21 protein-coding genes and 1 pseudogene are annotated in these 21,761 nt (G+C 56.4%); 8 read left to right on the top strand and 14 right to left on the bottom strand.

Features of this window, described 5'->3' with window-relative positions:
- Window positions 1–165 precede the first annotated feature (165 nt).
- The 8 genes and pseudogenes from IR141_RS05820 to IR141_RS05785 all read right to left on the bottom strand — a co-directional run bounded on the left by IR141_RS05820 (window position 166) and on the right by IR141_RS05785 (window position 6,664).
- Entirely contained in the window at window positions 166–654 is a 489-nt protein-coding gene (locus tag IR141_RS05820; protein WP_135034703.1) for a peroxiredoxin, read from the bottom strand.
- Between the two features lie 322 nt (window positions 655–976).
- On the bottom strand, window positions 977–1,408 hold the full coding sequence (locus IR141_RS05815; protein ID WP_228068176.1) for a thioesterase family protein: 432 nt from the start codon (window positions 1,406–1,408) through the stop codon (window positions 977–979).
- Between the two features lie 19 nt (window positions 1,409–1,427).
- Window positions 1,428–1,787, bottom strand: coding sequence for a VacJ (locus IR141_RS05810; RefSeq protein ID WP_135034701.1), 360 nt, complete (start codon window positions 1,785–1,787; stop codon window positions 1,428–1,430).
- 410 nt (window positions 1,788–2,197) lie between these two features.
- Window positions 2,198–2,668, bottom strand: a complete 471-nt coding sequence (rlmH, locus tag IR141_RS05805; protein WP_135034700.1) for a 23S rRNA (pseudouridine(1915)-N(3))-methyltransferase RlmH — start codon at window positions 2,666–2,668, stop codon at window positions 2,198–2,200.
- A gap of 325 nt (window positions 2,669–2,993) precedes the next feature.
- Window positions 2,994–3,212, bottom strand: coding sequence for a SlyX family protein (locus IR141_RS05800; protein ID WP_135034699.1), 219 nt, complete (start codon window positions 3,210–3,212; stop codon window positions 2,994–2,996).
- Entirely contained in the window at window positions 3,212–4,558 is a 1,347-nt protein-coding gene (locus IR141_RS05795) for a Na+/H+ antiporter family protein (protein ID WP_135034698.1), read from the bottom strand. Before IR141_RS05795 ends, IR141_RS05800 begins: the two co-directional genes overlap by 1 nt.
- Before the next feature lie 364 nt (window positions 4,559–4,922).
- A pseudogene (argA, locus tag IR141_RS05790) lies at window positions 4,923–6,222 on the bottom strand (amino-acid N-acetyltransferase).
- Between the two features lie 22 nt (window positions 6,223–6,244).
- Complete coding sequence (locus IR141_RS05785) at window positions 6,245–6,664, bottom strand: MJ0042-type zinc finger domain-containing protein (protein ID WP_135034697.1); 420 nt, start codon at window positions 6,662–6,664, stop codon at window positions 6,245–6,247.
- Window positions 6,665–6,872: 208 nt separating this feature from the next.
- Here IR141_RS05785 and IR141_RS05780 point away from each other — a divergent pair, with 208 nt between their 5' ends.
- On the top strand, window positions 6,873–8,408 hold the full coding sequence (locus tag IR141_RS05780) for an MFS transporter (RefSeq protein ID WP_135034696.1): 1,536 nt from the start codon (window positions 6,873–6,875) through the stop codon (window positions 8,406–8,408).
- A 239-nt stretch (window positions 8,409–8,647) separates the two neighbouring features.
- On the opposite strand, the gene IR141_RS05775 is transcribed toward IR141_RS05780, so the two are convergent.
- The 3 genes from IR141_RS05775 to clpS form a co-directional block, all read right to left on the bottom strand.
- Window positions 8,648–8,833 carry a hypothetical protein gene (locus IR141_RS05775; RefSeq protein WP_135034695.1) on the bottom strand — a complete coding sequence of 62 codons (186 nt, stop codon included), beginning with the start codon at window positions 8,831–8,833 and terminating at the stop codon, window positions 8,648–8,650.
- 523 nt (window positions 8,834–9,356) lie between these two features.
- Window positions 9,357–11,642: an ATP-dependent Clp protease ATP-binding subunit ClpA gene (clpA, locus tag IR141_RS05770; RefSeq protein ID WP_135034694.1), complete on the bottom strand. Its 2,286-nt coding sequence runs from the start codon at window positions 11,640–11,642 to the stop codon at window positions 9,357–9,359.
- Window positions 11,643–11,957, bottom strand: coding sequence for an ATP-dependent Clp protease adapter ClpS (gene clpS / locus IR141_RS05765; protein ID WP_135034708.1), 315 nt, complete (start codon window positions 11,955–11,957; stop codon window positions 11,643–11,645).
- Window positions 11,958–12,197: 240 nt separating this feature from the next.
- On the opposite strand from clpS, the gene IR141_RS05760 reads away from it, so the two are divergent.
- The 5 genes from IR141_RS05760 to IR141_RS05740 all read left to right on the top strand — a co-directional run bounded on the left by IR141_RS05760 (window position 12,198) and on the right by IR141_RS05740 (window position 14,151).
- Window positions 12,198–12,401 (top strand): cold-shock protein, encoded by a 204-nt coding sequence (locus tag IR141_RS05760; RefSeq protein WP_002217533.1) that lies wholly within the window; start codon window positions 12,198–12,200, stop codon window positions 12,399–12,401.
- A gap of 93 nt (window positions 12,402–12,494) precedes the next feature.
- Window positions 12,495–12,704, top strand: coding sequence for a DUF1653 domain-containing protein (locus IR141_RS05755; RefSeq protein WP_209304409.1), 210 nt, complete (start codon window positions 12,495–12,497; stop codon window positions 12,702–12,704).
- A gap of 71 nt (window positions 12,705–12,775) precedes the next feature.
- Window positions 12,776–13,222, top strand: a complete 447-nt coding sequence (gene smpB, locus IR141_RS05750) for an SsrA-binding protein SmpB (RefSeq protein WP_135034693.1) — start codon at window positions 12,776–12,778, stop codon at window positions 13,220–13,222.
- A 60-nt stretch (window positions 13,223–13,282) separates the two neighbouring features.
- Window positions 13,283–13,735, top strand: a complete 453-nt coding sequence (locus IR141_RS05745; protein ID WP_135034692.1) for a hypothetical protein — start codon at window positions 13,283–13,285, stop codon at window positions 13,733–13,735.
- An 80-nt stretch (window positions 13,736–13,815) separates the two neighbouring features.
- On the top strand, window positions 13,816–14,151 hold the full coding sequence (locus tag IR141_RS05740; protein ID WP_135034691.1) for a hypothetical protein: 336 nt from the start codon (window positions 13,816–13,818) through the stop codon (window positions 14,149–14,151).
- Window positions 14,152–14,565: 414 nt separating this feature from the next.
- On the opposite strand, the gene IR141_RS05735 is transcribed toward IR141_RS05740, so the two are convergent.
- Window positions 14,566–16,734: a primosomal protein N' gene (locus IR141_RS05735; RefSeq protein WP_135034706.1), complete on the bottom strand. Its 2,169-nt coding sequence runs from the start codon at window positions 16,732–16,734 to the stop codon at window positions 14,566–14,568.
- 245 nt (window positions 16,735–16,979) lie between these two features.
- On the opposite strand from IR141_RS05735, the gene rarD reads away from it, so the two are divergent.
- Window positions 16,980–17,894: an EamA family transporter RarD gene (gene rarD, locus IR141_RS05730; protein ID WP_135034690.1), complete on the top strand. Its 915-nt coding sequence runs from the start codon at window positions 16,980–16,982 to the stop codon at window positions 17,892–17,894.
- Between the two features lie 80 nt (window positions 17,895–17,974).
- Here the strand turns inward: rarD and ribF are convergent, their stop codons facing one another.
- Together ribF and tal are read right to left on the bottom strand one after the other, a co-directional pair.
- Entirely contained in the window at window positions 17,975–18,904 is a 930-nt protein-coding gene (gene ribF / locus IR141_RS05725) for a bifunctional riboflavin kinase/FAD synthetase (protein WP_135034689.1), read from the bottom strand.
- 434 nt (window positions 18,905–19,338) lie between these two features.
- A complete protein-coding gene (gene tal / locus IR141_RS05720; protein WP_135034688.1) occupies window positions 19,339–20,394 on the bottom strand; it encodes a transaldolase in 1,056 nt (351 codons plus the stop codon).
- An 82-nt stretch (window positions 20,395–20,476) separates the two neighbouring features.
- On the opposite strand from tal, the gene IR141_RS05715 reads away from it, so the two are divergent.
- On the top strand, window positions 20,477–21,451 hold the full coding sequence (locus IR141_RS05715) for an SIS domain-containing protein (protein WP_135034687.1): 975 nt from the start codon (window positions 20,477–20,479) through the stop codon (window positions 21,449–21,451).
- Window positions 21,452–21,761: the final 310 nt, after the last annotated feature.

Genomic DNA, 21,761 nt, shown 5'->3' with positions numbered 1-21,761 from the left:
TGGAGCGTCTGACTTATTGCTGCGATATTTTTGAGACGGGCAATGATTCTTACCGGATGAAACACCGCTCATAGGGTGGCTCAATTTTAGACCACAACTGTGGCTCAGTTTTGGAATGGAATTGACATTGTTGTTTGACGAAACTTGAAAATATCCGTTTCCGCTTTATTTCGCCAATTCGTTGTCGATTTCCCGGCGCAGGGCGGCGAAGTCGGGCTCGCCGACAAAGGTTTTCAGCAGCTCGCCTTGTTTATTGATAAAAAACGAAGTGGGTGCAACTTTTACGCCGAAGGCTTGGCCGGTTTTGCCTTCTGCATCATACATCACGGTAAACGGCAGCCGGCGCTCGGCAGCATAGTTTCTAACGCTTTCCAAAGGGTCGTAGGGCAGGGAAACGGCGATAATCTGGAAATCTTTGTTTTTATAATCGTTGGCCGTCTGAACCAGCTTGGGCATTTCGCTGACGCAGCCGGGGCATGAAGGGTACCAAAAGTTAACCAAGGTTACTTTGCCCGGCAGATCGGCATTGCTGATGGTTTTGCCGCTTAAATCAGGCAGGGAAAAGGCGGGAACGGGGCGGTTTTGCGGCCAAAGAATGAAAGCAAGCAGTGCCGCCACGATTAGGGCGGCTGCGGCGGTGAGGGTTTTTTTCATCAGAGCTTCCTTAAAGGGTGGGTTTGGGGCAGGCGGCAGTACAGTCGGAACGGCTGCGCCGGATTTCTGTTGCGGTGTAGTGCCTTTACCCACAGAGAGCGGTTCCGCAGCCCGGGGCGGCAGAGCCGGCTCCATACCATCTGTGCTGCCTGTATTGTGCCGTATGTCGGGAATGAAGTGAATCCTAAAGTGTATGCGGTGCATTTTCCATCGGAGCTGTGCCGGTAAGGGTAGCGGGCAGGTATATTTCCGATGCCGGGCGGCAGGCCGGAGGCGGTAAAGGTAAAACAGTATGGCGGGTGCAGCGATGCTGCTGCGGAAATTAAATGGTTTTGTTATCTGCACAGGCTTGGGCGGCGGGTTGTCGGTAAAGTTGCCGGGACAGCAGGGCAGCAAACTCAAACGGCAAGTCGGCCGCAGCGCCGCTTTCGGCGCAAACCGATGCCAGCGTAACGGCGGCTTGGGCGGCCGCCCGGCCGTTTTCGGCGCAGCGGGCGGTTTGCTCGAGCATCACTCTGCGTTCGGATGCGGCGCGTACGCGGGTGTCCACGGCCAGCGTTTGCCCTTCGCGGGCAGCGCGCAGATAGCGTATATCGATACGGGCAACCACCAGTATGATGCCCTCAGGCAGGGGCAGCAGGCGGTGCTGCCCGAAAAAATTCCAACGCGCTTCCTCAAAAAATTCGAGATAGCGCGCATTGTTCACATGGCCGTAGCCATCGAGATGATAGTTGCGTATGGGTATTCGGGTCATGGCAGAGGCCGTCTGAAATTCAATTGAGGGTGATGGGCTGGAAAATTTCTCGCCCCAGCGGCTCCTGCTCCAAATCGGTGAGTACGGTGGAGAGTTGGATGTCGAACCATTCATTGAAAATGCCGGAATCCAAATCGGGCCACAGGCTTTCGTCTTCACACCAGTCGGCCAGTTCGGCAGCGAAAAGCTGCTCGTGGCGGTTTTCGATTTCGTCCCACACTTCATCGGCGGTTTCGCAGGGGCGCACGAGATAGGAATTGGCATCGGCCTGCAAATCTTCGAGACGGATGTTTTCGGGGCTTTCGGGCAGTGATTGCAGCCAGTGCCAAAACGGCTCGAGGGGAATCAGCAAAAATACGCTGCGGTTTACTTCATACATGGCGGGTGTTCCTGCAAACAGACGGGGGAAATAATATAGCAAAGGGGGGCGAAAAGCTATAAGGCGGGCAGGCCTTTGCAAAATTCAAAAAGCATCGCAATGAGTTTGCCTGTCGTTATTGGCCGCGCAGGTTCGCTGCGCTGCCCCGCGCTGCCCCGCGCAGGCGTTGGTTGGATGCTAGGCTTTCAAGTATTTGTTTGAAATAAACTTTAATTTTTCATTCGGATTTCATCCTGCGTGGGAACGATGGTATTGAGCCTTTCAGACGGCATGGCGGTGTTTTTGCAAAAAACGCTGACAGCGGGGGTTTTTAGGCCGTCTGAAAGAGCCGGGGTTCGGCAGGAAACCGTTTTGCAGTGTTTCAGACGGCCGAACCGGCAGAATATGCTGCAAGGTGGCGGAAACAGCGGCTATCCGCGGTGATAGGGGTGGTTGTGCAGAATCGATACGGCGCGGTAGAGCTGCTCGGTGAGCAGCACGCGCACCATGCCGTGCGGCAGGGTGAGGCTGGAGAGGCGCAGCATCAGGCGCGCCTGTTGTTTGAGCCGGTCGGTTATGCCGTCTGCGCCGCCGATAACGAAGCAGACGTGTTCACCGTTGCGCTGCCAGTTTTCCAAATGCTCCGCCAGCCCTACCGATGTGGGGGCTTGACCGCGCTCATCGAGCACCACTAAAAACGCGCCGGCGGGTATGGCTTCGAGTATGCGTTTTTCTTCTGCAGTCATGCCTTGGGCGGCATTTACGCCGGCGCCGCGTTTTTCGGGTTTGATTTCTTTTAAGGTGTAGCAGATGTCGCGGCCGAAGCGTTTGGCGTATTCGCTGACGGCTTCATCGACCCAGCGCGGCATTTTGGTGCCGACAGCCAAAACGGTGATGTTCATAAAGGATAGCCTTTCTGCCCGGCAAAATCTTGTTTGGTTGCGGTCGGCTTGATGGGTGATGTTTTCAGACGGCCTGAGGCCTTTGCAAAAAAGCCGTTTGAATCCTGAATTTATTTGTATTTCGTCATACTCGGGCTTGGCCTGAGTCTCTCTTTTTCTGCTAAAACAAACAGATGTTCGGGTCAGGCCCGAGTATGACGCAAGTGTTTTAAGGTATCGGAAAGAATTTTGCAACGGCCTCGGCCTTGATAAGGCGCAGCGGCAGCGGATACCAAACAGGCCGTCTGAAAGTACACATAATGGTTCAGACGGCCTGGCGGCACATTTAATAATGCGGCGGGATTTCGTCTGCCGGATTGTATGCGGCATTGCTGCCTTCGCCTCCCTTTTCTTGCAGGCGGCGGTAGAGCAGCCTGAGCTGCCCCTGCTGCAAATCCAGCGTTTGCTGCATTTTGGCAATGGTGTTGCTGAGGCTGTCGATTAAATCGGCCTGCAGCGCGGTTTGGATTTCCAACTCGATGATGCGGTTTTCAAGATTCTGCATCACAACACCATGGCGGCAATCCAGCCCGACACCATCAGCGGCAGGTTGTAGTGTAGAAACGTGGGGATAACCGTGTCGCGCATATGGTCGTGTTGGCCGTCTGTATTCAAACCGGCGGTGGGGCCGAGGGTGGAATCGGATGCGGGCGAACCGGCATCGCCCAGCGCGCCTGCCGTGCCGATAATCGCCAGCGTTGCCATCGGCGAGAAACCCATGCCCACGCACAGCGGCACATAAATCGCGGTAATAATCGGCAGGGTGGAAAACGAGCTGCCGATGCCCATGGTTACCAACAGCCCCACCAGCAGCATCACAAAAGCGGCCATGCCCCTGCTGCCGGCAAACATATCGGCTGAGGCTTTCACCAGCGGCTCAATCTGGCCGGTGGCCTTCATCACTTCGGCAAAACCCTGGGCGGCAATCATGATAAAACCGATCATCGCCATCATTTTTACACCGTTGTTAAACACGGTATCGGCTTCGCCCCAGCGCACCACGCCGGCGGCCATAAACACGGCAAAGCCCACCATCGCGCCCAGCAGCAGCGAATCGGCCCACAATTGCACCACAAACGAAACCACAATCGCCGCCAACGCCACCCAGCTGCGGTAGGCCGACATTTTCGGCTGCACCATTACCTGATGGTTGGCCGCCACATCGGCAGAAGTGTTTTGATAGGCGCGCGGGCGGCGGTAGCTGAAAAACACCGCAATCAGCAGACCGGCCACCATGCCCAAGGCGGGAATGGTCATGGCGTGAATCACGTTCACATTATCCACATTCAGCCCCGACTTGTTGATGTTGCCCACCAGAATCTGTTTCAGAAAAATTTCACCGAAGCCGTAGGGCAGCCACATATAGGTGGTTACCAGGCCGAAAGTCATCAGGCAGGCGAGCAGGCGGCGGTCGATCTGCATACGGTTGAACACCAACAGCAGCGGCGGAATAATCAGCGGGATAAAGGCGATATGGATAGGAATCAGGTTTTGGCTCATGATGCTCATGGCCAAGAGGGCCAGCAGCAGCCCCCATTTCACACCGCTGATGCGGCCGGGCACATTATCGCGCACATGGTTGGCATCCAAACGGCGGATTACCGCATTGGCCAGCGTTTGCGGCAACCCCGAATGGGCGATGGCCACAGCGAACGCACCGAGCATGGCATAAGAAAGCGCAATCTGCGCGCCGTTGGAGAGGCCGGTTTGAAACACTTTCATGGTTTCCGCCAAGCCCAATCCGGCTGCCAAGCCGCCGCAGAGCGCACCCAGCAGCAGGCTCAACACCACATGTACGCGCGCAAGCGACAGCGCGAGCATCACAAAAACCGCAATCACTACGGCATTCATATCGGTTTCTCCATAAAAACAGCGGCAGAACAGCCGCCTCATGACGAATTTTCAACCGGTAGGATTTTACCTGCGGGCGGAAAGGTTTACAAATTTTACAATCCGGTCAAACGGTATGCCCCGTCAATTCGGCCGGCCAACCTGATTGAAACGGATTTTCCACAAAGCGGCAGGCGCATCGTGCAGCGTGGTGCCGGTCTGTTTTGCAGGAATGGCAATGCCGGCCTGCCCAGTTGCCATCGGCGGCATCTGTAGCGCAGCTGCGTGTTGCTTTGAGTGAAGGGCTGTCAGCAGGGTGAGGCATTGCCGCAGCAGGGTGGGCGGGTTGGCCGCAGGGGCGTAAACAGCAGCGTTTCAGACGGCCTCAAACGCCGGTGTCTATATGATAGACAAACACTTTCGATTGGCGGCCGCTTTCGCGGTATTCGCTCAGGCGTTTGGGCGGCAGGGATTCTCATGAGGCCGTCTGAAAGCCGCGTTCGAGAAACCACTCGCCGGTGTGGGTGGAGAGGGCGTAGAGGGTATGGATGTTGCGGCTGCGGGCTTGCCCGATCAGGTGTTCGAGCAGCAGCCCGTCGTAGCCGCTGTCTCGGGCTTCGGGAGAAACCGCCGGGCAGGCCGATTCGCCGATGCCGGTGGTGGCAAAGGTTTTGAGGGCGACAGCCGTAAATGCACCGGTCGTGTTCCAACACAGAAAATCCGCCGATGTGGTTTTCAAGATATTCGCGGCTGCGGTGCCGTAAAATGCCTTGCTCTTCGAGCGGACGGATAAGGGCGGTGATGTCGGGAATATCGCCGGTTTGCGCCTGCGGGATACTCATCAAGGCGCTGCCTGCCACGGAAGTGCCTACACCGTGGCGCGTAAATAGTTCGGCAATCAGGCCGCCGTTTTGGCGGCCGCTGAAAATATGGCTGTGCTTCACGCCGTTTTCCACAGCGTTGATGGCCGACTGAAGCGGCCTGCGCTGGTTGTTTTGCGCGCGCCCGCTGCTGAGCAGGGCGCGGGCTTCCTGAGCGGAAAGGTTGGGTAAAACCTGCCTTTTTTGTTTAAAATTCCTTATTGTTCAACCAGATAAATCAGTTTTTCGGCTTGTTGGGCGATGGCGGCGGCTTCAGCGGTATCGCCCATGCTGAAATTGAAGGTTTTGCCGCTGAGCGAATAGCCGAGCGGGCTGATTAACACCGGGGCGCCATCGTTGGGGCGTTGGCGCACGGCTTCGGTGTCGATTTTGCGCACCATGCCGGTACAGCCCATGTTGATGCTGTTGATAACGCCGAGCGGGCGGGCGGAGACAAAGTTGCCGCCGGCAATGCACACGGGCTTGCCGCGCAGTGGGGTTGGGACGCAACAGAAGGAGAGGGCGGCTTCCAGATTGCTGCGCACCATGCCGCAGGCCTGCTTGACGTGGGTGAGCGTGGTTTCATCGGTGATGCACCGCCCGTTGCGGTATTGCGGGCGGAGGCCGTGTGCCTGCAACAGGGTATCGATTTGTGTGCGCGAACCGTGCACCACAACCAGGCGCACACCTAAGCCGGCAAGCAGGTTTAAGTTGGCGGCGAGTATTGGAAGGGGGGGTGGAGAGCAGGCTGCCCGCGATGCCGGTTACCAGCGTTTTACCGCGCAGGTAGTGGATATAGGGCGCGGCTTCCCGAAAGCTGCGGATAAAATCAACGGGAGCGGCCGTCTCAAAGCATCAATATCAAATAAAAAAGCTGCATAATCAACACGGTGAGCGCGGTGAGTACGGCCAAAGTCCAGTTAAAGCCTTCTTTTGACAGATCCGGAACCTTGCTGTGGACGGCCCGGGCGTTGGCAGCGGGTTTGGTTTCGGCGGGTATCATGCTGTCGAGCAGGTCGGCGATTTCGTTTTTCGACAAGGCCTTGTGTTGGCGCACGGCAGAGCCTATGGACCGCACCAGTTTGGTGTCGGTAGCGGCGCCCGGCAGTTGTTCGGGGGCGGCCTTGTGCGGGGTGTTGCTGATGTGGTGCTTGGCTTGGAAGAGGCCTTCGCATTTGGTGCAGACCACGAAACCTTGCGCCAGGTTCAGTTGGGTGTCTTTAACGGCAAGCCGTGCTTTGCAGTGGGGGCAGACGCAGATGGGCATAAGAGTGATTGAAGACGTTTATTTATAGAAGCAGCTATTTTAAGATTTTTCAGACGGCATGGGAAGCTTGCACAGGGTTTGGCCGTTTTTCGGGTCGAACGGCCGCAGGCCGTCTGAAACAAATCTTTTCAGACGGCCTGTATGCTTCGTTGATACAATAACCGTTTTATTTTTATGTGGCCGTGTGTTTTCGGATTAAGTGTTTGATATGCAGCAGAATTCTTCTAAAAATTGGCTGGCTGCGGCGGCCGTCTACACAGACCGCCGCGCAGTTGCACTGTTTTTTCTCGGCTTTTCGGCAGGTGTGCCGATTTTGCTGATTTTTTCCAGTTTGTCGCTGTGGCTGCGCGAAGCGGGGGTGGAACGCAGCACGGTAACGATGTTCAGTTGGGCGGCTTTGGCCTATTCGTTCAAATTTGTGTGGGCGCCGCTGATCGATTCATTGCCGCTGCCGTTTTTCACCCGTGCGCTGGGCAAGCGGCGCGGTTGGCTGTTGTTTTCGCAGGTGATGGTGGTTGCGGCGGTTTGCAGCATAGCCATGATTAACCCTGTCGGCAATACGGCATTGGTTTATATGGCAGCCGGCGCGGTGTTGCTGGGTTTTTCATCGGCCACGCAAGATGTGGTGATTGACGCCTACCGTATCGAAACGGCAGCAGACGATATCGCAATGCAGTCGGTAACGGCCGCCACTTATAACGCGGGCTACCGCGTAGGAATGATTGTGGCGGGCGCGGGCGCGCTGTTTTTAGCGGCGAGACTCGGTTCGCACGAAAACGCTTATGTATATGCAGCCTGGCGGCAAACTTATTTCATTATGGCCGCCGTAATGGGCGTCGGGGTAGCGGCAACGCTGCTGGTACGCGAACCTGCCGCATCGGCGCAGCATACCGCTTCGCGCTCCACCGCCGACAATCTGCGCCTGCTGCTGCTGTTTGCTGTATCTGTGGGGGCGTTTGTGGCGGCGTTCTCGCAATCGGGCAAGGTGTTGCCGCAGGGAGGGGGGCCGTTGGCGGCCTTCGGTTGGGAAGCCGTACGCCTGCTGCTTTCCGCCGCTGCCGCCGCCTCAGTGGGCGCAACGGTGGTGAAAAGCGGTGTGGTGCCTAAAAAGCTGGCCGCAGACACCTGGATACAGCCGATTACCGATTTTTTCGAACGCTACGGCAAATCGGCGCTGCTGCTGTTGGCCTTAATCGGCGTTTACCGCATTTCCGACATCGTGGCAGGTGTGATTTCCAATGTGTTTTATCAGGACATGGGCTTCAGCAAAGAAGAAATCGCCGCAGCGGTGAAAACCTTCGGCGTGGTGATGGCAGTGGCCGGCGGTTTTCTCGGCGGGTTGTTGTCGCAGAAATTCGCCCTGATGAAAATGATGATGGCAGGCGCAGTGCTGGCGGCACTGACCAACCTGCTGTTTGTGGTACTGGCCTACCGTGGGCACGATGTGGCGTTTATGTATTTGGCGGTGGGGTTCGACAACCTCGCCGCAGGCTTGGCGGGCGCAGTGTTTATCGCCTTTTTGTCGGCGCTCACCAATATCCGCTTCACCGCCGTGCAATATGCGGTTTTCAGCTCGCTGATGACGCTGTTGCCCAAAACTTTAGGAGGCTATTCAGGCGCGATGGTCGATAAAATCGGCTACCCGGGTTTTTTTACACTAACCGCGCTGTTGGGTGTGCCGGTATTGCTGCTGGTGTACTTGGCCGAGAAAAAACTATTCGCCAAAAACAGCAGCGGGGAATAAGGCTGCCGCAGCAAACCCGTTCGCGCCGGAAAACACCTTAGGCCGTTTGAAAAAGCATCTTCAGGCCGTCTGAAAGGCTTAAATACCGCCATTTCCGCATAGGCGGGAATCCGGATAGAATAGCGCAGAAATACAATAATTAAAGTGCATAATAATTAAAGTGTGGTCTATTTTGATCTGCACTTTAAATTAGTTGGTTGTTTAGTCTAACTTTTAGAGTACAGAGCATTTTACTTTGTTTATAAATTACATTTACCTTTGTTCCATTTGGGCACTTGGGTGCCGCATATCCCATAATTTAATAATTCATATTCCTTGTTTTTCATACAACTTTCAAAAGTATATACAACATCTAAAATAATATGCCCTTCTGTATCTTTTTCTCCTTTAATGCTAAATTTATTCAGCTGTTTATCAATATTCATTCCTCCACAACTTTGTATATCTTTCCAATATTGTTCTGAGTCGGTATATCCAAACCGCCCCTTTTTTTGGAAAAGGGCGACATAAGGCTATTCCTCTCCTTTATCTTGGCAAAACACCATTTGTTGAGTGTAGAAACAACTATCAGCATAAAAACAACTATCAGAATAAAAACAACCTGTAATGGAGCTTATTAATAATAAAGGAAAAATAAAATTTAGTTTCATTTTTCCCCATTAATTACATTAATTATAAGAAGGAAATTAAATTGATGTGGTGAGAATATGAAAGCGATGGGTAACAAATATATTTGGAACCCCGCTTGTACGGGTGGTGACGGGCTTGCGGCGGGTTGATAAAGACAGATAAACTTTTCCGCACTATTTTGCGGGTTCTGCCCAGGTTGCAAACTGCTTGAGCAGAAAGCGCGGGCATCCTAGCCCCCGACACTTGAGTCCGTCTGAAAACAAGTTGGTGTTTTGTTTCAGACGGACTCTGTTTTCGCAGCGGCTCTCCAGACGGGTGTTACACCGCCGCAGCTGCCGCTTTGCGCGGCGCGGTTTTCTTAAACTTCAACACGGTTTGTTCTTTAGTCGCATCCCAGTCTATGCGCACGGAGCCGCCGTCGGTAAGGCGGCCGAACAGCAGCTCGTCGGCCAACACTTTGCGGATTTTTTCCTGGATCAGGCGGTTCATCGGGCGGGCGCCCATCTGAGGGTCGAAGCCTTTTTCGGCCAGATATTTGCGTAGTGCGGGGGTAAATTCGGCTGCCACTTTTTTGTGGAGAAGCTGCTGCTCCAGTTGCAGCAGGAATTTATCCACAACTTTGGCAATCACGGCTTCGTTTAACGGTGCAAACGGAATAACGGCATCCAAACGGTTGCGGAATTCGGGCGTAAACAGTTTGTTGACAGCCTGCATTTCATCGCCCCGCCCGCGTTGTCCGGCAAAACCGATGGTGGGCCTGCTCAGGCTTTCTGCTCCTGCGTTGGTGGTCATGATGATGATTACGTTGCGGAAATCGGCACGCTTGCCGTTGTTGTCGGTGAGTGTTCCGTAATCCATCACTTGCAGCAGTATGTTGAAAATATCGGGGTGGGCTTTTTCGATTTCATCGAGCAGCAGCACGCAAAACGGCTGCTTATTGACTGCTTCGGTGAGCAGCCCGCCCTGCTCGAAGCCCACATAACCCGGCGGTGCGCCGATCAGGCGTGAAACGGCATGGCGCTCCATGTATTCCGACATATCGAAGCGTTGCAGCGGCACGCCGAGCGAGAGGGCGAGTTGGCGCGCTGCTTCGGTTTTGCCCACGCCGGTGGGGCCGGAAAACAAAAAACTGCCGATGGGTTTGTCGGGCTGCCCCAAACCGGAGCGTGCCATTTTCACAGCAGCCGCTAAGGCTTCGATGGCGGCATCCTGCCCGAATACCTTGTTTTTCAAATCGCGGCTCAAATATTGCAACATTTGTTTGTCGCTGTGCGATACGGTTTTTTCGGGAATGCGCGCTATTTTGGCCACCACCGTTTCGATTTGGGCTTTGCCGATCACTTTTTTCTGCTTGGATTTGGGCAGAATCTGCTGGGCGGCTCCGGCTTCGTCCATCACATCTATGGCTTTGTCGGGCAGAAAACGCTCGTTGATGTGGCGGGCCGACAATTCGGCAGCGGCCTCCAGCGCGCCTGCGGTGTAGCGTATTTGGTGGAAATCTTCAAAGGCATTTTTCAGGCCGTGCAGAATCTGCACGGTTTCGGCGATGCTCGGTTCGATGATGTCGATTTTCTGAAAACGGCGGCTTAAGGCATGGTCTTTATCGAAAATGGTGCGGTATTCGTGGTAGGTGGTGGCGCCGATGCAGCGCAGCCGGCCTTTGGCCAGCGCAGGCTTGAGCAGGTTGGAAGCGTCCATTGTGCCGCCCGAGGAGCTGCCCGCGCCGATAATGGTGTGGATTTCATCTACAAACAACACGGCATTGGGGATTTCCGCCAGTGCTTTTAAGACGGCCTTGATGCGCGCTTCGAAATCGCCGCGGTATTTGGTGCCGGCCAGCAGCGCGCCCATATCGAGCGAAAACACGGCGGCATTGCGAAGGGTGTCGGGCACTTGGCCTTTCGCAATCAAATGCGCCAAGCCTTCGGCCAGTGCAGTTTTGCCTACTCCGGCCTCGCCCACCAGCAGGGGGTTGTTTTTGCGGCGGCGGCAAAGGGTTTGCACCAAACGCTCCATCTCGTGTTTGCGGCCGATTAAAGGGTCGATGCGGCCTGCCTGCACCTCGGCATTGAGATTGACGGTGTAGTCGGCCAGTGCGTTGCCGCTGTCTGCGGTTTGGCTGTTGCCGTATTCTTCTTCACGGCCGCTGCCGTTGCTGCCGCCTTCGGGTGTGATGCCGTGGGCGAGACAGCGCAGCAAATCGTAGCGCGTAACCGATTGCAGTTGCAGAAAATACACTGCATGGCTGTCGGTTTCGTCCATCAGTGCCACCAGCACGTCCATCGGTTTCACTTCTTTTTTGCCGGCCGACTGCGCGTGTATCACCGCCCGCTGCAACACGCGCTGAAAGCCGAGGGTAGGCTCGGTTTCGGTGGTGTCGAACAGGTGCGGCGGCAAAGTGGGGGTATTGTCTGTCATGCTGCTGATCAGCTGTTCGGTAAGCACGCCGCAATCCGCGCCGCAGCGCGTTAAGATGCCGGCCACGTCTTCGCTTTGTTCGATGAGCGTCAACAGCAAGTGTTCCAAGCTGATCAGCTCGTATTTCTGTTTGCGTGCATCGGTGTAAATCTGTTGCAGAATCTGCTCGAGTTCGGCTGAAATCATTCAAATTTCCTCAACAATACATTGCAGCGGGTAGCCTTCGAGCCGTGCCCGCTGTAAAACCTGCTGTTGTTTGGTATCGGCGATATCGCGGGTGTAAATGCCGCAAAGCCCCCTGCCTTCGTGATGCACCAGCAGCATCACGGCAACCGCGCGCTCTTTGGGCAGCATAAAGATACCGGTGAGCACTTCCACCACGAAATTCATGGTGGTGTAGTCATCATTGAGCAGATAAACGCCATACCGTTTGGGCGGAGTGGTTTTCATACGGCCCAACAGTGCGGTTTCGGCATCGCGGCGGGTGTGGTTTTGGCTCATATTAATTTTTAACATACAGTTTCAGGGCGGTGTTGATGTTGTTTTTTGCTTTATTTTAATAAATTTCGATATTTTTCCCAATCTCCCCTTGACTGTGCCATACAACATAGGTAAAAAGTGCTCTAAGCAGAGCTTGGCATCTAAAAAAGCATATGGGTTTGGAGAAGCTCGAAACTTTTGGTTTTTATTATGTTGCCTGAATTTTGCTGTTTTTGTTAATTTTTTAGTATAGGAAGTTCAATGGCAACCGGTATTGTTAAATGGTTTAACGACGCTAAAGGTTTTGGTTTTATCACCCCCGATGAAGGCGGCGAAGATTTGTTTGCCCATTTCTCTGCCATCAATATGGAAGGTTTCAAAACTCTGAAAGAAGGCCAACGCGTTTCTTTCGATGTAACCACCGGCCCCAAAGGCAAACAAGCCGCCAATATTCAGGCTGCTTGATTCAGTTGGGCCGGAGTGTTCCGGCTTCAATTCAAGAAGGTATGGCGGGTTGTAAAACCTGCCATTTATTTTTGCTTGTTTTTCAGACGGCCGATGATGAATACAGTCAAGCCGGGAATCTACCGCCACTATAAAGGCAATTTATACGAAGTACTCGGCACCGCCCGCCACAGCGAAACCGAAGAGCTGTTGGTGGTTTACCGCGCCCTCTACGGGGATTACGGCTTATGGGTGCGCCCCGCTGCCATGTTTGCCGAAAGTGTTGGCGGCGTTTTGCGCTTTAGCTGCATACGCGGATTTTAAAACGCTTTCAGACGGCCTTTTGCTACAATAGGCCGTCTGAAAAAAGCAACCTTGTCGGAATATCACACACCATGAGCATCGCCAACAACCGCAAAGCCTTTCACGATTATTTTATCGAAGACCAAATCGAAGCCGGTTTGGTGCTCGAGGGCTGGGAAGTGAAAGCCGTCCGCGCAGGCCGCGTGCAGCTCAAAGAGAGCTATATCCATTGGAAGAAAGACGCGTTTTATCTGGTGGGCTGCCACATCACCGCGCTGCCGGCCGCCTCCACCCATGTGAAGCCCGATCCGGTGCGCCCGCGCAAACTGCTGCTGAAACAGCCGGAAATCAACAAACTAATCGGCAAAACCGAGCGTGCGGGCTACACCATTGTGCCGCTGAACCTGCATTACAGCCGGGGCTGTATCAAAATGGATATCGGCCTGGCCAAAGGCAAAAAGCAGCACGACAAACGCCAAAGCCTGAAAGAAGCCGACTGGAAGCGCGAGAAACAGCGTTTGATGAAAAACGCGGGTTAGCGGCTTCTGCCTCTTTCCAGGCCGTCTGAAACGTTCAATCGATATGACTAAGGAAACACGATGAAACACCCAATCAAAATATTGTCTTTAGCCTTAACGGCGGTCGTTTTAAGCGCGTGCGGCAGCACCAAAGTCAGCGTGGCAGAAGGGAAGGCCGGCGAGCTGGAAAGCATCAGCCGCATCTGCATCATTCCTAACGCCAAACGCACCCCGAAAGGTTTGGAAAACGTGATTGCCCGTTCGCTGAAAAAACACGGTATCGACAGCGAAATCGTCAATGTTTCAGACCGTAAACGCCTCTACACGCCCGAATGCCGTTACAACCTGCGCTATGTTTCGGCAGGCAGCCCACAGATGATTGAAAAAATTACCATTATTCTGCGTACGCCTGATTATGGTGTTGCCACCATAGGCTATAATGTCAGCGATGATCCTGCTTGGCGCAGCATGCCCGATTTGCAGAAGCAAACCAACGGCATCATTGCACGCCTGCTGGGTAAAAACACGCAATAATTTACACCTTACCCTTCAGACGGCCCGCACAACCAATCATGCAGGCCGTCTGAATACTTATCCGCACCGGAGTCTGCACCATGCCCCAAGCCTCGCTCGCTTTGCCGCTGTTTCTGATTGTTGCCGGTGCCGTGTGGTTTCTCAAAACCACCGGCATTCTGCCTGCCACCGCTACGCTGGTTGCCATCGGCCTGGTTGTTGCCGGTGCCGCCGTATTGGTGATGGACGGCATCAACAAGCAGTCGGTCGTGTCCGGCCCGCTTTTAATTTATATCGGCGCGGCGGTTTATTTGAAAAGCCGCTATCTGCTGGGTATCGCGCCTTTGGCGGCACTGGGCATGATGGTATTGGGCTGCCTGCTGCTGCTTTCCCGCAGCAATATCGTGCCGCACAAACGGGTGAAACTGCCCGAATGACAACAATAAAATTTTAATAAAAAAATATTTTGATTGTTTTTATACTGTTTTGCCGGAGTGGCCGGCGCCATCAGGCAGGATATTCCATTAAGCTGCCCGCAATCGTTATGGATAAAACAGCATGATTAAAAGAATCCGACCGCACTAAGGCGGGGCGGCCGCACCATTGAGCGAAATAGTGCCCGTAGCCATTCTTACCGCCAAATTGCCGCCGTTTGCGCCCCCGAATATGCCGTTGCCGAAAGGTTGCGATATCAGGCCGTATCAAGGCCGTCTGAAACGGGTTTTCAGACGGCCTTGATATATAGCACCGGGTGTTTTCGGAGAAGCCCTGCCGGCCGGGCGGCATCTTCTGATTCGGGTGGGCAGCGCATCGGGCGTGGTGTGCCGTTGCCGCACATCCGGCTGCGGTGATCACATCTCTGCAGGGTCCACATCCACCGACCATCTGATTTTACTGTCGCGGTATTGCTGCAACACCTGCACCCACAGGCTTACGGCGCGGTGCAGGCTGCGGCGGTCGGCAGATTCTAAAAACACTTGGGCGCGCTCGCGTTCGGCCAGGCGCACCATAAACATCGGCGCGGGGCCGAACACGGACACGTCTGCGCCGATGAACGGCTCGGTTACGGATTTGATATCATTGAGAAAATCCATTGCATCGGCCACTTCGGCTGCATCGGCGCGGATGGCCGTCTGAAAGGCAAACGGCGGCATCTGCAACAGCTCGCGGCCGGCCAGTTCGGCTTCGGCGAAGGCGGGATAGTTTTGCGCTTTCACGGCGGCGAATACGGGGTGTTCGGGCAGCCGGGTCTGTATCAGCACCTTGCCGGCAGTCTGCGCACGCCCCGCACGGCCGGACACCTGCATCAGCTCGGCAAACAGGCGTTCGGGGGCGCGGAAGTCGGCGCTGTAGAGGCTGCCGTCTGCATTGAGCACCACCACCAGATTCAGGCGGGCGAAGTCGTGGCCTTTGGCGAGCATCTGGGTGCCGACCAGCACATCGATTCCGTTGTCGGCAATGCGGCGGTATAAATCGGCCCAATTGTGTTGGTGGGCGGTGCTGTCGCGATCGACGCGGGCGATGGCGGCTTCGGGCATCAGCGCGCGCAGGGTTTCTTCAACGCGCTGTGTGCCTTGGCCGACAGCGGTCAGATCCTGGTTGCCGCATTCGGGGCATTTGTAGGGGATGGGGCTGCGGTAGTCGCAATGGTGGCAGCGCAGTTGGCGGGCGCGCTGGTGCAGCACCATTTTGGCCGAACAGCGCGGGCAGCCGGAAACATGGCCGCAGTCGCCGCAAAACAGGGCGGGGGCGAAGCCCCGGCGGTTGAGGTAAACCAGCGACATGCCGCCCTGCCGGTAGTTTTGCTGCAACAGTTTGAGGGCTTGCGGCGAGAAGCCGTTGTCGAGTTTCAGACGGCCGGTGTTTAAAATTTCCACCTGCGGCGGCCGGGCGGCGGTATGGGCGCGCTGGGGTAATTCCAACAGCCGGTAAGCACCGCTTTGCGCTTTGTGCCAGCTCTCCAGGCTGGGGGTGGCGGAGCCGAGCACTATCGGGCAGCCGCTCTGCTTGGCGCGCCACACGGCCAAATCGCGGGCTTGGTAGCGCAGCTCGTTATCTTGTTTGAACGAGCCGTCGTGTTCTTCGTCCACCACAATCAGGCCAAGCTCGGGCAGCGGCGTGAACACCGCCAGCCGCGTGCCGATAACCAGCCGGGCTTGGCCGAGTAGGGCGCGCAGATAATCCTGAGTGCGCCGGCCTGCTGCGGTTTGGCTGTGCAGCACGGCAGCGGGCACACCGGCAAACCGTGCCCGCACCCGCTTGAGCAGCTGTGGCGTGAGGTTGATTTCGGGCAGCAGAAACAGCACCTGCCTGCCCGCTGCCAACACTTCGGCCATCACATCGAAATACACTTCGGTTTTGCCGCTGCCGGTGATGCCGTAAAGCAGAAACGGCTGAAAAGTGCCGCAGGCGGCCTGCACGGCCTGCGATGCGGCCTGCTGGGCGGCGTTGGGCATATGTTCGGACGGGTTCAGCTTCGGTGCGGCGGCGTTTAAGGCCTGTATCCAGCCTCGGGCGGCCCATTCCTGCACAAGCTTGGGCGCTTGGGGGTGGATGCGTTTTAAGGCCGCCATTTCGAGGCCGTCTGAAAACAGCGCCTGCCACAATGCGTGTTTTTTATGGAACCGCTGCGGCGGCGGTGTTTGCGCCCTGCCGCTTTGGTTTAAGGCGTAAAACAGCGGCGGTTGCGGCATTTCAACGGGTTTGGGCTCTTTCAGCCCCGCCGGCAGCGCGGCAAATACGGTTTGGCCGGTGGGGTAATGGTAATAGCGCGCAACAAATCCAACCAATTCGCGCCAACGTTCCGGCAGCCGGGCTTCTTCGGTAAAAGCCGTTTGCACGGGCAGGATTTTCTCAACTGCTATGCTGCTTTCCACGCCGCTTGCCCACACCACGCCCGCTACCGTTTTGCCGCGAAACGGCACCGCCACCCGGCAGCCGGCGGGCAGTGCGGTCGGGTGGCGGTAGGTGAAGAGGCCGTCTGAAACCGGCACGTTGAGCGCGATGTGGTGCAAAATCATGCGGGCATTATAAGCGATATGGCGGCTTTGCTGAATGCGGCGCGGCGGCACGGCTTCGGGCAGACAGGGTGAATCTGCTTGATTGGCGTTACGGCGTTGCTGCGCCGCAGTTCAAAGAAAACGGTTTGGCAGGCCGCCCGGGCGGCGGCGGAACCGGTTTGCATTCTCTGAGCTGCCTGCCGCCGGCTGCTTTTTACCGAAAATCAAGCAGATTCACTATAATGGCGGTTTTTTATGGCTTTGTTATGAATCCCGCGCATTCCGCCCGAGAAACCCGCAAAGGCATTTGGTATGCCGTTGGCTGTTATGCTGTTTGGGGGCTGTTTCCGATTTATTGGTATCCCGTCAGCCGGGCGGGCATGGCGGCAGAGCAGGTGTTGGCACAGCGGATTGTGTGGTCGGCACTGTTTGCCGTGGCGGTGCTGCTGTTTACCCGCCGGCAGGGTGAGTTTGCCGGCGTGTTCAGACGGCCGCACATTCTGGCCGCACTGTTTTTGAGCGGGTTCTGCATCGGCGCAAACTGGCTGGTGTATTTGTGGGCGATTGCCAATCATCATGTGCTCGATGCCAGCTTGGGCTATTTTATGTCGCCGCTTTTCAGCGTGTTTCTCGGCCGCGCGGTGTTGAAAGAAAGGCTGGATAAACAGCAGGCGGCTGCGGTAGCACTGGCGTTTGCGGGGATGGTGTGGCTGGCGTTGCCGGCAGGGCAGGTGCCGTGGGTGGCGCTGCTGCTGACGCTGACTTTCGGATGCTACGGTTTTATCCGCAAACTTGCGCCGGTGGGCGCTTTGGTGGGGCTGACTTGGGAAACCCTGATTCTGCTGCCCTTTGCGCTGGGTTATTTGGCACACCATTATGCGGCAGGCAGCCTGCAGTTTGCCGGTTTGGGCGCGTTGCCGCTGGCAGTGCTGCTCGGTTCGGGCGTGGCCACCACCGTGCCGTTATTGATGTTTGCCGCCGGTGCGCGGCGGATTCCACTCTCAATGCTCGGTATGCTGCAGTATTTTTCGCCTGTGCTGCAATTGGCGGCCGGCCTGTTGCTGTTCGGCGAGACTTTTGATACCGGCCGCTTAATCGGCTACGGCTGGGTATGGCTGGGCGTGGCGCTGTATTTGGCCGCCGCATGGCGGCAGCACCGTGCCGCAGGGCATCGGGTGTGAATGCCAGGCGCTGCATGGGCGGGCGCGATATTGCGGGCAGGATGCTTGAAAACCCGAGACGTGGGATGTCCCGGCGGGCGTTAAGCCTTCAGCCAGTTTTTCGCGGCATCCATATCCGCCCAAATCTGCAGCTTCAAATCTTCGATACTGTCGAATTTTTTTTCATCGCGCAGTTTGTGCAGAAAGCGCACACTCAAACGCTGTCCGTAAAGGTTTCCCTGAAAATCAAAAAGATGCACTTCCAGCTTTTGGCGGCGCGATGCCGACACGCTGGGGTTGAAGCCGAAGCTGGCCACGCCGCAGCGTTTGCCGAAACTGCCCTCGGCCTCCACCACAAACACACCGTTTAAAGGATAGCGGTGGTGCGCAAGCTGCACGTTGGCGGTGGGGCTGCCCAGGGTGCGCCCGAGCTTGCTGCCGTGTTTGATGCGGCCGCCGAGTGTGTAGCCGCGGCCGAGCAGTTTGCGGGCGTGTTCCAAGCGGCCGTCTGAAAGGGCTTGGCGTATGGCGGTGCTGCTGGCGCGGATATTTTCTACCAACACCGAAGGCGTGCGCTCGGTAATCATGCCGGGTTGGTTTTGCAGCATCTCGAAGCTGCCTTTGCGCCCTGCACCGAAGCGGAAATCATCGCCGATTAACAGATATCGGGTGTTCAGGCTCCCGCGCAGAATGCTGTCGATAAAGGCTTGCGCGCCCATGCCGGCAAAGGCTTGGTCGAAACGCAGCACCCACACAGCATCGACACAGCCGGTTTCGCGCAGCAGTTGCAGTTTGCTGCGCAGGGGGGAAATGCGGTAAGGCTGCTCCCGGCCGCTTTGGCGGGCGAAAAATTCCTGCGGTTGCGGCTCGAACACCACCACCGCAACAGGCAGGCCTCGGCTTCGGGCTTCTTGCTCCAGCCGCTGCAGGATATGGCGGTGGCCGAGGTGGACGCCGTCAAAATTGCCGATGGTAACGGTGCTGCCGTGGGGGAAGTGGGGCGGCATGTGCCGGCCGAACCAGATTTTCATAGGCGTTGTTCTGCGGTGGGGTGTCAAAAGGGCGGTATTGTAAGCCGATTCGGCAGCTTTCGGAATACGGCGCAAAACTTGTTTGGGCAGGGCGTTGCCTTGCCGGCAAGATATTAAGGCCGTCTGAAAATATTTTCAGACGGCCTTTGGGCAAAACCCGCAGCGGCCGTTTAACGTCTACGTTACCGCCGGCGGAAAAACCGGGTTTGGCGCAGGCCGGTATTTTCAGGTTTCAATATGGTTGTACACGGTTTCTCAAAATAACCGTGAATCCGCTTGGTTTTTGATACAGGGCAGCAGGCCGCAGACGATACGGAGCGGGGGGGGCGGCTCTGCTGCCGTTTGGGGCGGCCGGCAAAACCGCTCTCTTGGGGCTGGGGCGCGGCAGAGCCGTAACGGTGGAAATCAGGCGGGTTCGCGGTTTGCTGAATCTGTTAAGCCAGCGGCTCGAGCAGTTTGGCAAATGCTTCTTCAAACTGCTTGAGGCCGTCTTCCTGCAGGCGCAGGGCGAGGGCTTCGAGATCGATGCCGAGTTGTTCGGTTTCGTCTAAAACGGCAAGGGCTTCGGGCAGGCCGGCGGTGAGCGCGGCGGTGGCGGTGCCGTGGTCGGTAAAGGCTTTCAGCGTGGCATCGGGCACGGTGTTGACGGTGTCGGGGCCGATGAGGCTGTCCACATAGAGCGTGTCGGGATAGGCGGGGTTTTTCACACCGGTGGAGGCCCACAGGAGCTGCACGGGGCGGGTGCCCTGCGCTTTGAGCGCGGCAAAGGCTTCACTGCCGAAAAACTGCTGCCAATCCTGATAGGCGGCCTTGGCCAGCGCAACTGCCGCTTTGCCTTGCAGGGATTGCGGCAGGGTGGGGTCGAGCGCGCCGTCTATGCGGGAAATGAAAAAGCTGGCCACCACGCTGATGTTGTGTACGGGCAGGCCGGCGGCCAGGCGGGCTTCGATGCCTTTCACATAGGCGGCATAGGCTTTGAGGGTTTGTTTGCGCGAAAACAGCAGGGTGAGGTTGATGCTGAGGCCGTCTGAAACCAACTGCTCCAATGCGCAGAGCCCTTCATCGGTGGCGGGCACTTTAATCATCACGTTGGGGCGGCTGATGGCTGTGTGCAGGCGTTTGGCTTCGGCTGTGGTGCCGGCGGTGTTGTGCGATAAATCGGGGGCGACTTCCAGGCTTACAAAGCCGGCCTTGCCGCCGCTTTTTTCATATTTGGGAAGAAACACATCACAGGCAGCCTGTACATCGGCAACGGCCAGCGTTTCGTAGATGGCTTTCGGGCTGCGGTTTTGCTGTTTCAGCGCGGCGATTTCGCCGGTGTATAAGGCATCGCCCGCAAATGCTTTTTGGAAAATGGCGGGGTTGGAGGTAACGCCGCACACGCCCTGCCGCATCATTTCGGCCAGCCCTCCGCCCTGCACCAGTGAACGCGATAAATTGTCGAGCCAGATTTGTTGGCCTAATGCTTGAACGTCCGATAAAATAGTCATCTCTGAAATCCTTGTTATTTATTGAGAAAGTAATGATGCTAACCCGATTCGCCGTATTTGGGTAGCCCTGCGGAACACAAGCATGGAAAATTGCAAACAATATCTGGACTGGGCGCGCGAGGTTTTGCGCATCGAAGCCGAAAGCCTGCATGAAATCGCCGCCGGGCTTGACGGCGGTTTTACCCGCGCTGCTGCCGCGCTGCTGCAATGCAGCGGCCGCGTAGTGGTGATGGGTATGGGCAAATCGGGGCACATCGGCCGCAAAGTGGCCGCCACCCTGGCTTCTACCGGCACGCCCGCGTTTTTCGTCCACCCCGCCGAAGCCGCCCACGGCGATTTGGGCATGATCGTTGACGGCGATGCGGTGATGGCCATTTCCAATTCGGGCGAGAGCGATGAAATCATTGCGGTTATTCCTGCGCTCAAACGCAAAAACATTACCCTGATTGCGATTACCGCGCGGCCGCAGTCCGCTATGGCGCGCCATGCCGACATCCACATCACCGCCGCCGTGTCAAACGAAGCCTGCCCGCTGGGGTTGGCGCCCACTTCCAGCACCACCGCCGTGATGGCGTTGGGCGATGCGCTGGCGGTGGTTCTGCTCAAGGCACGCGGGTTCACGCCCGATGATTTCGCCCTCAGCCACCCCGCCGGCAGCCTCGGCAAACGCCTGCTGCTGCGCGTGGCCGACATCATGCACGGCGGCGGCAGCCTGCCGGCTGTGGCGGGCGGCACTTTATTGAAAGATGCGATCGTTACAATGAGCGAAAAAGGCTTGGGTATGCTGGCCGTAACCGATGGCTGCGGCCGTCTGAAAGGCGTGTTTACCGACGGCGATCTGCGGCGGCTGTTCCAGCAGCGCGATAATTTTGCCGGGCTGGTGGTGGACGAAATCATGCACACCGCCCCCAAAACCATCGGCGCCGACAAACTCGCCGCCGAAGCCTTGAAGCAGATGCAGCAAAACCACATCAACGGCCTGCTGGTTGTGGAAGAAGGCGGCCTGCTGGTGGGCGCGCTGAACATGCACGATTTGTTGAAGGCGGGAATCGTGTGATGCGGCAGTGTGTTGTTCAGACGGCCTTGAATCATGCGGTGTGCTGTGCGGTTTGCCGCGCAGCCGCTTTGGCACAACGGCGGCACCGGTTTGCCTGGTTGCACGGGCTGTATTCTTTGCGGCACGGAGCCTTGTGTTTGATTGGATGGATCGGCTGTATTCATTTGCCGGAGTCGGTATGAAGAAACCCTATTGGCTGTTCATCGGCTGTATGCCGGCAGCCGCCGCTGCCGATAAAGAACGACCGGTTTTTAACCGTTAAAGCCGTATCGTTCCTCAACGGCAGCAACACGTTTTGTATGAAATCACG

Origin of the sequence: Neisseria sp. 19428wB4_WF04 (genome assembly GCF_015235335.1) — a bacterium.
Classification (GTDB): Bacteria; Pseudomonadota; Gammaproteobacteria; order Burkholderiales; family Neisseriaceae; genus Neisseria; species Neisseria musculi.
Note: the sequence above shows the minus strand (reverse complement) of the source record. Positions and strands in the feature narration are given on the sequence as shown.

Coding starts and splice junctions, on each gene's coding strand:
- IR141_RS05820 (WP_135034703.1), bottom strand. CDS start 654: ATGAAAAAAACCCTCACCGCCGCAGCCGCCCTAATCGTGGCGGCACTG.
- IR141_RS05795 (WP_135034698.1), bottom strand. CDS start 4,558: ATGAATGCCGTAGTGATTGCGGTTTTTGTGATGCTCGCGCTGTCGCTT.
- IR141_RS05775 (WP_135034695.1), bottom strand. CDS start 8,833: ATGAATATTGATAAACAGCTGAATAAATTTAGCATTAAAGGAGAAAAA.
- clpA (WP_135034694.1), bottom strand. CDS start 11,642: ATGATTTCAGCCGAACTCGAGCAGATTCTGCAACAGATTTACACCGAT.
- clpS (WP_135034708.1), bottom strand. CDS start 11,957: ATGAGCCAAAACCACACCCGCCGCGATGCCGAAACCGCACTGTTGGGC.
- IR141_RS05780 (WP_135034696.1), top strand. CDS start 6,873: ATGCAGCAGAATTCTTCTAAAAATTGGCTGGCTGCGGCGGCCGTCTAC.
- IR141_RS05745 (WP_135034692.1), top strand. CDS start 13,283: ATGAAACACCCAATCAAAATATTGTCTTTAGCCTTAACGGCGGTCGTT.
- rarD (WP_135034690.1), top strand. CDS start 16,980: ATGAATCCCGCGCATTCCGCCCGAGAAACCCGCAAAGGCATTTGGTAT.
- rlmH (WP_135034700.1), bottom strand. CDS start 2,668: ATGAACATCACCGTTTTGGCTGTCGGCACCAAAATGCCGCGCTGGGTC.
- IR141_RS05785 (WP_135034697.1), bottom strand. CDS start 6,664: ATGCCCATCTGCGTCTGCCCCCACTGCAAAGCACGGCTTGCCGTTAAA.
- ribF (WP_135034689.1), bottom strand. CDS start 18,904: ATGAAAATCTGGTTCGGCCGGCACATGCCGCCCCACTTCCCCCACGGC.
- IR141_RS05735 (WP_135034706.1), bottom strand. CDS start 16,734: ATGATTTTGCACCACATCGCGCTCAACGTGCCGGTTTCAGACGGCCTC.
- smpB (WP_135034693.1), top strand. CDS start 12,776: ATGAGCATCGCCAACAACCGCAAAGCCTTTCACGATTATTTTATCGAA.
- IR141_RS05815 (WP_228068176.1), bottom strand. CDS start 1,408: ATGACCCGAATACCCATACGCAACTATCATCTCGATGGCTACGGCCAT.
- IR141_RS05810 (WP_135034701.1), bottom strand. CDS start 1,787: ATGTATGAAGTAAACCGCAGCGTATTTTTGCTGATTCCCCTCGAGCCG.
- IR141_RS05760 (WP_002217533.1), top strand. CDS start 12,198: ATGGCAACCGGTATTGTTAAATGGTTTAACGACGCTAAAGGTTTTGGT.
- tal (WP_135034688.1), bottom strand. CDS start 20,394: ATGACTATTTTATCGGACGTTCAAGCATTAGGCCAACAAATCTGGCTC.
- IR141_RS05800 (WP_135034699.1), bottom strand. CDS start 3,212: ATGCAGAATCTTGAAAACCGCATCATCGAGTTGGAAATCCAAACCGCG.
- IR141_RS05715 (WP_135034687.1), top strand. CDS start 20,477: ATGGAAAATTGCAAACAATATCTGGACTGGGCGCGCGAGGTTTTGCGC.
- IR141_RS05755 (WP_209304409.1), top strand. CDS start 12,495: ATGATGAATACAGTCAAGCCGGGAATCTACCGCCACTATAAAGGCAAT.
- IR141_RS05740 (WP_135034691.1), top strand. CDS start 13,816: ATGCCCCAAGCCTCGCTCGCTTTGCCGCTGTTTCTGATTGTTGCCGGT.